Origin of the sequence: Streptomyces sp. NPDC006711, assembly GCF_042869775.1 — a bacterium.
In the GTDB taxonomy this organism is placed as follows: Bacteria; Actinomycetota; Actinomycetes; order Streptomycetales; family Streptomycetaceae; genus Streptomyces.
In genome coordinates this window covers 114,582-126,579 of the sequence record NZ_JBIAGO010000006.1, presented here as the reverse complement: position 1 = coordinate 126,579, position 11,998 = coordinate 114,582, and the positions used below count along the sequence as shown (strand labels likewise).

Below are 11,998 nucleotides of genomic sequence, written 5' to 3'. Positions count from 1 at the left end.
GCGCCGCTCACCGTGCCGTGCTCGCGCGGCGGGCCGGTTTCGTGGTCTCGGTGAGGCCGGGGCCCGACGCCCCGAGCCCCGCGGACCCGACCGCCATCAGGACGGCGAGGACCGCCGCCATCCCCGCCGTCGCGAACGCGGCGGTCCAGTGGACGTCGAGCAGACTGGTCGCGCCCGCCGTCAGGACGGCGGCGAGCGCCTGGGCGAAGGTGCGGATGGCACGCTCGGCGGTGGCCTGCCAGAAGGCCGCGGTGAACAACATCGCATGCTCGCTCTCTCACGGGGCCGTCGCGGCCTCGGTCCGAAAGGTGCGGGCCCGTGGCAAGCCGGCGGGCCCGGAAAAGGTGAGGTGTACCTGGCATACCGCGGAAGCGGGGCCGCGCACAGGGGGCGGCCGGCTTCGATGTGATCACGGTCGGGGTGGGCCCGTCGCGGGGGCGGCCATCGCCCGGGCGGGCGTTGCTACCGCGCGGTACGATCGCAGCGCCATGGAGATGAATGCGCCATACACCAGCTTTGCCGCGGTCGGGGACTCCTTCACCGAGGGCATGTCCGACCGGCTTCCCGACGGGTCCTACCGGGGCTGGGCCGACCTGCTCGCCGCCCGCCTTGCGGCCCGCACGCCCGGTTTCCGCTACGCCAACCTCGCGGTGCGCGGCAAGCTGATCGGGCAGATCGTCCAGGAGCAGGTGCCGGCCGCCGCGGCGCTGCGGCCGGACATCATCACCTTGGTGGGCGGCCTGAACGACACCCTGCGCCCCAAGTGCGACATGGGCCGGGTACGCGCCCTCCTGTCGGACGCGGTCGAACAGCTCGCGCCCGCGTGCGAGCAGCTGGTCCTGATGCGCAGCCCGGGACGCGACGGGCCGGTGATGGAGCGCTTCCGGCCCCGCATGGAGGAACTGTTCGCCCACGTCGACGAACTCGCCGAGCGGCACGGGGCGTTGGTGGTCGATCTGTACGGCGCGCCGGTCCTCGGCGATCAGCGGCTGTGGGACGTGGACCGGCTGCACCTGACGGCGGCGGGGCACCGCAGGGTGGCCGAAGCGGTCTGGCAGACGCTCGGTCTGGACCCGCAGGAGGACTGGCGCGCCCCGCTGCCGCCCGCCGTCCGGCCCCGGTGGGCCGCGAGCCGCACCGCCGATCTGCGGTTCGCCCGGCAGCACTTGGTGCCCTGGATCGGGCGCCGCCTCACCGGCCGCTCATCGGGCGACGGCCGCAGCGGCGCCCACTACAGCGCCGAACACGGCCGGGCGTTCTGGGTCGGCCCGGCGGACGGCTCGACGGCGCCGGTGCACGAGTGGCGCCGGGTGGAGGACTGAGTGCTCGGCGGGTACGGGCGGCGGTTGAGGCTCCGCGCGTACCGGGACGCGGCCGGGTCCCGCCGTCAACTCCCCCTGCCTGGGCGCCAGCCTGCCAACTCCCCGTGCCTGGGCGGCAGTCCGCCCGTCAGGGCCGGGAGCAGCCCGTGTCCCGCTCCGGCACCCGGGCGCCGACGAACCGGGTGGCGCGCCGGTGCCGGAAGCCCAGGGACTCGTACAGCCGGATGGCGCCGGTGTTGGCGGCGGCCGTGTGCAGGAACGGGATTTCACCCCGCTCCCTGATGCCCACGGCGACCGCACGCACAAGGCGCGAGCCGAGGCCCTGGCCGCGGTGGTCGTCGTCGGTGCAGACGGCGCTGATCTCGGTCCAGCCCGGCGGACGCAGCCGCTCCCCCGCCATCGCGACGAGCCGGCCGCCGCGCCGGATGCCCAGATAGGTGCCGAGTTCCACCGTGCGGGGCAGGAACGGCCCGGGCCGGGTGCGCTCCACGAGGGCCAGCATCTCGGGAACGTCCCGCGCGCCGAGCCGTACCGCCTCCTCGTCGGGCCGGGCGTCCACGGCTTCCCCCACGAGCTGCACGCCCGCCACGTCGAAGGTGACCTGCCAGCCCTCGGGCAGCGGGGCCCGCACCCCCGGAAGCTCCAGCTCCGCGCCGGGCCCGGCGAGCGCCGCGAGGTCCGCCCAGTCGGTGGCGTCCGGCCGCAGGGGCAGCGCGAGCCAGGGCGAGACGTCGGTCCGGTAGCGCACCACCCGCCCCCGCCGCTCGGCGAACCGGGCGTGCGGCCCGGTCAGCGAGGCGTACGCGGGATTGTCCAGCGGATGCGCCGGGTGCTCGGTGTGGGCGGCGGCGTGGTGCATGATCTCCTCGTTCGGAGCGGGTCGGGCGGGGCGGAGGGTCGGCGCGGGCCGGCCGGGGCGGGGCCGGCTTCGGTATCGGCCCGTGCGGAGTCTTTCCCCGAATGCCCCTCCGGAGAAAGCCCAGGGGGCCGCCGCGCATTCCCTCGGGTCCGCCCGAAGCCGCCCGCAGCCGGCAGGTGACGCGCTTCTCCCGCCCGTGCGGCTGAGGACGGTCAGCGCGCGGGGTCCGCAACGGCGCGCTCCAGGCCCAGACGGTGGGCGTCGCGCTCCGGCCGGATGGCCGTCAGGGCGAAGGCGCCCGCGGTGACCATCACCGCGGCGGCGATGAGGAACGCGGTGGTGTAGCCCGCGGCCGGACTGTCGGCCGCGTCGATGAGGCGCCCGGTCAGGAACGGCGCGATGAGACCGGGCAGGGTGCCCGTGGCGGCGGCGATGCCGAAAACGGCGCCGCGCTGTGCGGGCGGGACGACCTCGGCCGTCGTCATGTAGTGCAGGGGGATGACGATGGCGGCGCCGCCGAAGGCCAGAGCGATCAGGACGAGCCGGGGGCCGGGCGCGTCGACGAGCGGGAACACCGCCATCGCACAGCCCGACACGCACACGGCGATGCCCTGGGCCGCCCCACTGGACCAACGGCTGCTCACACCACGGGACTTCAACGCGTCCACGAAGGGCGAGATCGCCAGCAGCAGCATCAGTCCGAAACCGGAGATGACGCTGATGACGGTGGCGGCGGCCCCGGCCGACATGCCCAGCTCGGTTCTGAAGTAGGCGGGAAGCCAGGCATGGCTGAGGGACAGCGCCCACTGCGCGCCGAAGGCGCTGGAGATACCGCCGAGGACGGTGCCGGTCAGCAGAATCCGGCTGTAGGGCAGTCTGAGGCCGACGCCGCTCGTGGAGCCGGCGCGCGTGTGGTCGTACGGCCCGTCGTGCCCGGTCCGCCACCACACCGTGGCCCATGCCGCGCTGACCACGGCGAGGACGGCGTAGACCGAGCGCCAGCCGAAGCCCTCGATCAGCCAGGTGACCAGGGGCGCCGCGATGAGCGTGCCGAGCGCCGCCCCGCCGATTTGCAGGGCCGATGGCAGGCCCCGGCGCTCGGGCGGGAACCACTGGTACAGGGCGTGCATCGACATCGAGGCCGCCGGTCCCTCGGCGGCGCCCAGCAGGATGCGCCCGGCCATCAAGGAGGCCACCGAGGACACGGCAAGGACCGGGAGCTGTGCCACGGTCCACAGCAGGGCCATGCAGAACAGCAGGACGCGGCTGGAGATCCGGGTGGAGAGGAATCCGACGAGCAGTCCGGAGAGGCTGAAGAGGAAGAAGAAGGAGCTGGAGACCAGTCCGTAGGTGCTGTTGCTGAGGTCCAGCTCTTCCATGATCGGTACGGCGGCGAGGCCCAGGACGGACTTGTCGGCGAAGTTGATGACCATGAAGGCCACGACCATGGCCGTGATCAGCCATGCCCTGCGGCCAACAGGTGTGGGGGCGGCGGTGGCCTCGTCCCCTCGCCGGGTCGCGGGGGTGAGCGGGCGGGGTGTCATGGGCGACTCCTGCGGGTGGGGGTGGAGCAGGGGGCCGCGCGGCCGGGGGCGGATCCCCGTATGCGCGGGCCCCGGCTGCGAGGGGCCCTCGGCACCGCCCTCAGTCACCGCCGGCCTGGGGTCAGATCAGGCCCTTGGCGATGGCGTTCTTGTGGATCTCGGTGGTTCCGGTGACGATCCGGAACATGCGCAGGCTGCGGAAGATCTGCTCGACCTCGTTGCCCCGGGTCAGCCCGGCCTTGCCGTGGATCTGGACGGCCTGGTCCGCGACGCGGAAACACGCCTCGGAAGTGAACAGCTTGCACATGTTGGCCTCGACGGAGACGTTGTCGCCCCGGTCGGCCTTCGCCGCCGTCGCCATCACCATCGACCGGGCGGCGTAGATCTCCGTGGCCATCTCGGCGATCTTGTGGTGGATGGCCTGGTGGGCGAGCAGCGGCTGTCCGAAGACGACGCGGTTCATCGCGTGGTCCAAGGACAGGTCCCAGGCGCGGCGGGCCGCGCCGATCAGGGACGGACAGTGCAGGAGGCGATTGAGGGTGATACGGCCGATGCCGATGCGCAGGCCCTGGCCGATCTCGCCGAGCAGGTTGCCGGACGGGATCCGGCAGTCCTCGAAGAGCAGGTCGCCCTCCACCCGCTGTCCGGACATGGGGACTTCGCCTTCCAGGACGCGGCAGCCGGGGGTGTCCAGGTCGACGAGGAAGGCGCTGTATGTCTCCTCGGCGCCGGCCATGCGGGCCACGACGATGGCGAAGTCCGCGAAGGGCGCAGCGGAGCTGAAGACCTTCTTGCCGTTGAGGACGTATGTGCCGCCGTCCGGTGTGGCGGTGGTCGTCATCCGGCGTACGTCGGAGCCCGCGTCCTGTTCCGTGATGGAGAAGCAGCAGGCGCGCTCGCCCCGGATGACGGGCATGAGGTATCGCTCGCGCTGCTCCTCGGTGGCGTACTTCACGATGGCGCCGACGCGCAGCGGTCCCCCCATGTCGCCGAGGACCGAGTGGGAGAGGGTGGCGCCGGAGGCAGTCAACTCCTCTTTCAGGGCGCACAGTTCGAAGAAGCTCAGACCCTGGCCGCCGAGCTCGACGGGCAGGCTGACGCCGTAGAAGCCGAGTTCACGGCTGCGCTTCCAGACGTTCTGAAGGGTGGGGCGATCGAGTGTGCTCTCAGCCGTGATGCCGCGCTCGCGCTCGAAGGGGACCAGTTCGTCGCGCAGGTAGCCACGCAGGCGGACGATGAGTTCCTGAAGGCGGGGGTTGTCGTCGTAGGAGGGTTCGAGGGTGAAAGTCATGAAGGGGTGCTTTCGGTTCAGTTGACGCGGCGGTCGGCGCCGGCCCAGTAGTGGTCACGGATCGCGCGGCGGTCGATCTTGCCGTTGGGGTTGTGGGGCAGCGCGGTGACGAAGTCGACCGAGCGCGGTTTCTTCATGCGGGCCAGTCGGCCGGCGCAGAAGTCGATGAGGTCGGACGCGGCCGGCGCGGTTCCCTCGCGCGGCACGACGACCGCCTTGACCGCCTCGCCCCACTGCTCGTCGGGGACGCCGACGACGGCCGCCTCGTAGACGTCGGGGTGCTGGTGCAGGACGGACTCGACCTCGACGGAGTAGACGTTGAACCCACCGGAGACGATCATGTCCTTCTTGCGGTCGACGATGAAGACATAGCCGTCCGCGCGGCGGCGGGCGAGATCGCCGGTGAGGAACCAGCTGTCGCGGAAGGAGGCGGCGGTCAGGTCGGGCGCGCCCAGATAGCCGGGGACGACATCCGGACCTCGTACGGCGATCTCACCGATCTCCCCGTCGGGAAGCGGAGTCCCGTCCTCGCCGAGGATCGCCACCTCGGCTTCGGCGAGCGGGCGCCCGCAGGACAGCAGCAGTTCCTCGTCCTGGCCTTCGACGGCCCGGCGGTGATCTTCGGTGGAGAGGAACAGCACGCCGGAGGTCGTCTCGCCGCATCCGTAGCCCTGAGACAGCACCGGGCCGAAGAACTCCCAAGCCTCGCGGATCCGTTGCGGGGACATGGGTGCGGCGCCGTAGATCAGCTGGCGCAGGCTGGAGGTGTCGTAGGTGTGGGCGTCGGGCAGCGCCAGCACGCTGTTGACCATCGTCGGGACGACGAACGCATGGGTGGCGCGCTCGCGCTGGATGGTGGCGAGGAATTCCCGGGGGTCCCAGCGCGGCAGAACCACCGCGCAGCCGCCGGTGAAGAAGATGCCGAGCAGCGGCATGCCGGAAGCGTGCGTGACGGGGCCGGCGAGGACCTGCTTGTCCCCGGGGCCGACCCGGGCGTCGACGCTCATCACCATCTTGCGCAGCAGGGCCAGACGGTTGCCGTACGTCTGGACCGCGGCCTTGAGCCTGCCGGTGGACCCCGAGGTGAAGTGGAGAACGGCGGCGTCGCGCTCGGCACACTCCACGTCCACCGGTTCAGGGGCATTCTCAGACAACATGTCCAGGTACGCGGGCCCGAGAGCACTAGGACCGTCGTAGCCGATGACCGTCTCCGTGCCGGTGCCGGGCAGGGCGACGCGTACGGCCTCCAGATGGTCGCTGTCCGCGAACAGCACCCGGGCATCCGACTCGCGCAGCAGGTGGGACACCTCAGGGGCGCCGAGTCGCGCGTTGATCGGAACGCGCACCAACCCCGCCTTGTACAGGGAGATCTCCGTCACGACCAGCTCGGCCCTGTTCCCGGCGAGAGTCGCCACGCGGTCGCCCTGACGCAGGCCGAGCCCGCGCAGGGCGACCGCGAGCCGGTCGCTGTGGTCGTCCAGTTCCGCGTACGTGAGCCGGTTCGTACCGCAGATCACGGCTTCGGCATCGGGTTGGTGACCCGCCGCCCGACGGACGTAGCGCCCCAGGTTCATCGTCGCTCCCTGCGAGTTACTGAACAAACTGTCTGGTATCTAGCTTGGCGTCCAGCAACGTAAGGCCAGCGTTAAGGTCAGGTCAATGGTCCGGACGACAAGGAGACCCCCGTGGAAACGAAGCCCGCCGGCGACCGGCGCGTCCGCCGGACCCGCGCCGCCCTGCGCACGGCGCTGGTCGATCTGGTGCTGGAGAAGGGGTTCCACGCGATCACGGTCGAGGAGATCGCGGAGCGCGCGAACGTCGGACGCGCCACCTTCTACGGGCATTACCGCGACAAGGAAGACCTGCTGGTGGGGATCGTGCAGGACCTCTCCGAGGACCGCGAACGGCTCCTGCCGGCCGTGGAACAGGCCCAGGACAAGGGCTTCACCGGTCTTCCCGTGCTGTACGTCTTCCAGCACGCCGAGCAGGAGCGGTCCGTCTACCGGGTCATCCTGCGCGGCGAGGGCGACGGACGGGCGCTGCGCGAGTTCACCGGGATCATCTGCGCGCAGGCCGAGAAGGTCTTCCGTACCCGTGCCGAGCAGCTTGGCGTCACGCCGCGCGTCCCGCTCGACGTCGTGGCCCGCGCCTGGACCGGCGAACTGGTCGGCCTGCTGTCCTGGTGGGTGGAGTGCGACACCGGCTACGCCGCCGAGGAAATCACCGCGCACCTGCGGGATCTGTCCGTGTACGGCCGGGTCTGGGCCACCGGGCTCACCCCGGCGGACGCTCCTGGAGCGCTGGATCTGGCGCGGCCGTAAATGGCTGCCGGGACCCGATGTCCCCAAGTGCTGCCCGGGGACGGGCGGTCGGTAGGTCGGGCCCGCGGCCAGAGGGCACAGCCTGCCGCACGCGCCGCACGCCGGACGCCGTGTTCGGTGTTCAGGGTGGCGCGACCGGCTTCGGTGCCTGACGGCGCAGTCGCGACTTTCCGGTACGCATGGCGCGGAGATCAGCCCGGTGGCCGGTACTCCACATCGCTCGGCAGGGCATATCCGTGCGCACCCCGAAGAAGTGTTGTTTCTGCGCGTGAAAGTAATTCCGGCTACGTGCGGGGCAGTCGAAACGGACGGGCAGATTTCGCTTCGCACGCTTTTCGGTCATTCGCAGATCCTCTGGTTGCGCGCGCTGGATCCGGGTACTTCAAATCCCGGCAGGTACTGCGGGAACGAAGTCTCTCGATCGCTTGAGGATTTCCTCGTCCGCCCATCGCCTCTGTTGCATCCGATGGGTGGCGGATCAGGCACGTTCAGACGGTTCGCCGTCCCTGCAATGCCGCATTACAGGGAAGTGATGTGAATGCATGTCCGCGCCTCGTTCTCATTGAGCCGCCGGGTGCCATGCCCGTGGTCGACAGGTCATCGACGGTCGGACGCGGATGGGCTCGGGCGCCGGCACACCGTGGAATGCTACGCGCCTTGGCCGTAGCACCCATGCCGATCCGAGCGCACGGCTGGGTTTTCCAGATTCTTCGGGAATCGAGCACCTGCGAGCACTGTGCCGTATCCCCGAAATTCAAGACCGTACTGTCCGCCGACCATCCATGCCATGGTAAGGAATAGTCGTGGTCACACCATCGGACGCCGCTTGTTGCGATCACGCTCGCACCTGGAATCGCGTACAAGTCGATTACCCGCGCAACGCCACCATTCCTTCCCTCTTCGTCGAGCAGGCGGAACGCTGTCCCGATGCGCACGCCGTCGAGTGGCAGGGCGGAAAATGGAGCTACCGGGAACTGGCTGAACGGGCCCGGCGCGGTGCCACGGGCCTGCGAACCCGCCGGGTGCAGGGGGGAGACGTGGTCGCCGTCGCGATGGACCGTTCCCCGGAAGCGGTCGCCGCGATCTTCGCGATTCTGCTCGCCGGAGCGACGTATCTCCCGCTGGATCCCTCCTACCCCGCGGACCGGCTCGCGCGGATCCTCATTGAGGCGGACGTGCGCGTGGCGCTGTCCGCGCCCGGCCGGTCGATCGAGGTGCCCGACGGTGTGACGGTCCTCGACACCGACGCCCTGTTCGCCACCGCGGACGAGGCCGACGAGCAGTGGTGGCGCGGGCGGGCCGCGGGCGACGCGGCCTACGTCATCTACACCTCCGGTTCGACCGGCGCTCCCAAGGGTGTGGTCTGTCCTCATCGCGGCCAGACAAGGTTGGCCCGCGGCGGTGGTGACCTGCGCATCCTCCCCGAGGATCGCGTGCTGGCGACCACCAACTTGACCTTTGACATCTCGTGCTACGAGATGTTCGCCACGCTGCTCAACGGGGCCTGTCTCATCCCTGTCCGCGCCGAGGATCTGCTGGATTCCAAAACTCTGGAGACGGTGCTGAGGGAGCGGCGGATCAGCGTGATGTGGCTGAGTGCCGGGCTGTTCCACCAGCATGCCCACGCCGCCCCTGAGATGTTCGCCGGTCTGCGGTGTCTGATCGCGGGCGGTGACGCGCTCGGGCCGCGTGCGGTGCGCGCGGTGCTGGAGAACGGGCGGCCCCACATGTTCCTCAATGGTTACGGGCCTACCGAGGACTCCTCTCTGGCGACGACCCACCGCGTCACGGAGTTGTCCCAGCGGGCGAAGAACGTGCCCATCGGGACCAACGTGCCGGGTTCGACGGCCTACGTGGTGCGCGATGACGGCACCATCGCCGCCCCGGGCGAGACCGGCGAGCTGTGGGTGGGCGGGGACGGCGTGGCCCTTGGCTATCTCAAAGACCCCGAGAAGACGGCCGACCGGTTCGTCGAGGACCCGTGGTCGCCCCTGGAGGTGCGCTCGCGCCTCTACCGGACCGGCGACATGGCACGGTGGCGCCAGGACGGCGCGCTCGAATATCTGGGCCGGCGCGACCGGCAGGTCAAACTGCGCGGCTATCGGGTGGAACTGGACGAGATCGAGGCGGTGTTGGCGGACCATTCCCGGGTGCGGCAGGCCGCCGTGGGGGTGGTCGGACAAGGTGCCGGCGAGTTGCTGGCAGCCGCGGTGGTGGCACAACCCGGCCAAGCACGAGGAGAGTTGTCGCAGCGGTTGCGCGAGCACGCGCGCGATCGGCTGCCCTCCTACATGGTTCCCGCCCGCATCGCTGTGGTGGACGCGTTGCCTCTGTCCTCCAGCGGCAAGGTCGACCGCCGGGAACTCGCGGACCTGGCGGCGCCCGCCTCGTCCTCCGGCGCCGATGACACCGCGCCCCGTGATGAATGGGAACGGGCCGTCGCCGACGTCTGGCGTGACGTCCTGCACCTGGACACCGTGGCCCGCGACGACACCTTCTTCGCGCTGGGGGGCACCTCGCTGCATGCCACCCAGATCACCGCCGCGATCCGTGAACGGCTGCGGACAGACGCCGGATGCGGACGCGCGATGATCCGCGAGCTGGTCGGCGACCCGTCCCTGGCCGGCTTCGCCGCCACCGTGCACGCCCTGCACGAGGGGCGGGCGGGGGACGAGACACCCGTGGACTTCGCGACCGAGACCCGGCTCGCACCCGACCTGCGTTTCACGGCGCCCGCCGCCGCGAACCCCCGGGCCCCAGCCCAGGTACTGCTGACCGGCGCGACCGGCTTCCTGGGCACCCACCTCGTGGAGCACCTGCTGCGATCCGGCGTCGAACGGGTCCATTGCCTGATCCGCGCCGACGACCCGGAGACGGCCCTCAACCGGCTGACCGCCCGGATGCGGCGCTACGGCGTGGACTGCGAGCCGTTGCTGGACCGCGTCGTCCCCGTCCCCGGGGACCTGGCGGAGTCTCACCTGGGCCTGTCCGATACGACGTGGGGCCACCTGGCCGGCGGACTCGACCTGATCGTGCACTGCGGCTCACGTGTCAACTTCGTCTACCCCTATGCGGCGCTGGCCCCGGTCAACGTCGGGGGCACCCGCACCGTGCTGGAACTCGCGGCCGAGCACACCACCAAACCGGTCCACTACATCTCCTCCATCGCCGTGCTCGCCGGCTTCGGCACCGCCGGTGTCACCCACGTCGAGGAGAACACCCCTCTCGATCACGCGGACCGCGTCTCCCTGGGCTACCCCGAGACCAAATGGGTCGCCGAGAGTCTGGTTGCCGAGGCCGGGCGCCGTGGGCTGCCGGTGGCCATCCACCGGCCGTACGAGGTGACCGGAACCCGCGACGGCGGCGTGTGGAACACCGACACCATGATGTGCGCCCTGTTCCGCACCACCGCGGAGACCGGTCTCGCCCCGGACCTGAGCCTGCCCCTGGACTTCGTCCCCGTGGACTACACGGCGGAGGCGATCGTGCACATCCTCACCCATCAGGAACCCGATGGACGCGTCTACCACCTCACCAACGCCCACGACGCCCGTCTGCCCCTCCTGGTGGACCGCCTGGTCGCCATGGGATACCCGGTCCGGACCATCTCGTACGACGCCTGGAGCAGCATGCTCGCCAGGCTGACCGCCAAGCTGCCCGACCATCCCATGGCCCCGTACGCGGACATGTTCCTCGAACCCGCTCGCGGCAGCGACATCTCGGTCCAGGAGATGTACGCCGACGGCACGTTCCCGGCCTTCGGACGCCACAACGCCGAGAGGGCGCTGGCCGACAGCGGCCTCGTCTGCCCGCCCGTCGACGCCGGTCTGCTCGACACCTACCTGTACGCGTTCCGGCGCGCCGGATATCTGGAGCCGCCACCCGAAAAGCGCTGAACGCGGACAACCGCACCGCCCAGGCGCCGTCCGCGCCTGTCCACCCCGCACGAGTCAGGAGAACGCAGATGACGACCCGTATCGAATCCGCCGAGCAGCTCGTCGACGAGGTCGAGAACCGACGCCGCAGCCATCCCGTCCCCAACCCCCTGCTCGCGACGGACACGCCACCGACCCTGGAGCACTTACGACGTCTGATCGGCGTCGAGGCACAGTGCCACCGCACGGAACTCGTGGCCTACGGCACGATGCTCTCCCGCTTCCCGCACCGCCCCGCGGCCGACCTCTACCTGCGCCTTGGACGCCTGGTGTACGACGCGTCCCCCAAGCTGGAGACATGCGCCCGCGCCCTGGGCCTGGATTTGGACGAGATGAAATTCTGGCCGCCCGATCGCACGACATACGCCTTCGACGGAGTCCTGTCATGGGTGGCGGCTCAGGGCTCACAGGCGGCCACGGGCATGTCCTCGTACGCCGACTTGACCGGCTACTACGCCGGATGCGCCGAATTCTTGGCGCTCGTACGCTCCTCGGACCTGAAAGTGCCGGACGAGTTCCTGGCCTACTACGACGACGAGACCCCCTCCGACCTCTGCCGCCTGGCGCTGGAGGTCGTCCAGGACGGACTCGACCGAGGCGACGACCCCAGCGAGATCCTTCTGACCGCGCGTCTGCTGGACGAGAGCGTGGGCGACTTCTGGCGCGCCGCGGCAGCCGTCTGACCACGCTCGGGCCCGGGAGCCGGCATTGACCGGACGGATCTCC

Annotated in this window: 9 protein-coding genes; 4 read left to right on the top strand and 5 right to left on the bottom strand. The window is 70.6% G+C overall.

What is annotated here, in order from left to right:
• Positions 1 to 7: 7 nt before the first annotated feature.
• Positions 8 to 262, bottom strand: coding sequence for a holin (locus tag ACFYM2_RS15090; protein WP_388836414.1), 255 nt, complete (start codon positions 260 to 262; stop codon positions 8 to 10).
• 226 nt (positions 263 to 488) lie between these two features.
• Here ACFYM2_RS15090 and ACFYM2_RS15085 point away from each other — a divergent pair, with 226 nt between their 5' ends.
• Positions 489 to 1,322, top strand: coding sequence for an SGNH/GDSL hydrolase family protein (locus ACFYM2_RS15085; protein WP_358999586.1), 834 nt, complete (start codon positions 489 to 491; stop codon positions 1,320 to 1,322).
• Positions 1,323 to 1,449: 127 nt separating this feature from the next.
• On the opposite strand, the gene ACFYM2_RS15080 is transcribed toward ACFYM2_RS15085, so the two are convergent.
• The 4 genes from ACFYM2_RS15080 to ACFYM2_RS15065 all read right to left on the bottom strand — a co-directional run bounded on the left by ACFYM2_RS15080 (position 1,450) and on the right by ACFYM2_RS15065 (position 6,590).
• Positions 1,450 to 2,181, bottom strand: a complete 732-nt coding sequence (locus tag ACFYM2_RS15080; protein ID WP_358999583.1) for a GNAT family N-acetyltransferase — start codon at positions 2,179 to 2,181, stop codon at positions 1,450 to 1,452.
• A 212-nt stretch (positions 2,182 to 2,393) separates the two neighbouring features.
• On the bottom strand, positions 2,394 to 3,725 hold the full coding sequence (locus ACFYM2_RS15075; protein ID WP_358999580.1) for an MFS transporter: 1,332 nt from the start codon (positions 3,723 to 3,725) through the stop codon (positions 2,394 to 2,396).
• A gap of 121 nt (positions 3,726 to 3,846) precedes the next feature.
• On the bottom strand, positions 3,847 to 5,016 hold the full coding sequence (locus ACFYM2_RS15070) for an acyl-CoA dehydrogenase family protein (RefSeq protein WP_388836411.1): 1,170 nt from the start codon (positions 5,014 to 5,016) through the stop codon (positions 3,847 to 3,849).
• 17 nt (positions 5,017 to 5,033) lie between these two features.
• Positions 5,034 to 6,590 (bottom strand): long-chain fatty acid--CoA ligase, encoded by a 1,557-nt coding sequence (locus ACFYM2_RS15065; protein WP_388836408.1) that lies wholly within the window; start codon positions 6,588 to 6,590, stop codon positions 5,034 to 5,036.
• Between the two features lie 111 nt (positions 6,591 to 6,701).
• Between ACFYM2_RS15065 and ACFYM2_RS15060 the strand changes: the two genes are divergently transcribed.
• The 3 genes from ACFYM2_RS15060 (at position 6,702) to ACFYM2_RS15050 (ending at position 11,955) form a co-directional block, all read left to right on the top strand.
• Positions 6,702 to 7,337, top strand: coding sequence for a TetR/AcrR family transcriptional regulator (locus ACFYM2_RS15060; RefSeq protein ID WP_358999572.1), 636 nt, complete (start codon positions 6,702 to 6,704; stop codon positions 7,335 to 7,337).
• Positions 7,338 to 8,140: 803 nt separating this feature from the next.
• A complete protein-coding gene (locus tag ACFYM2_RS15055; RefSeq protein WP_388836406.1) occupies positions 8,141 to 11,233 on the top strand; it encodes an amino acid adenylation domain-containing protein in 3,093 nt (1,030 codons plus the stop codon).
• A gap of 68 nt (positions 11,234 to 11,301) precedes the next feature.
• Positions 11,302 to 11,955: a hypothetical protein gene (locus ACFYM2_RS15050; protein WP_358999566.1), complete on the top strand. Its 654-nt coding sequence runs from the start codon at positions 11,302 to 11,304 to the stop codon at positions 11,953 to 11,955.
• Positions 11,956 to 11,998 lie beyond the last annotated feature (43 nt).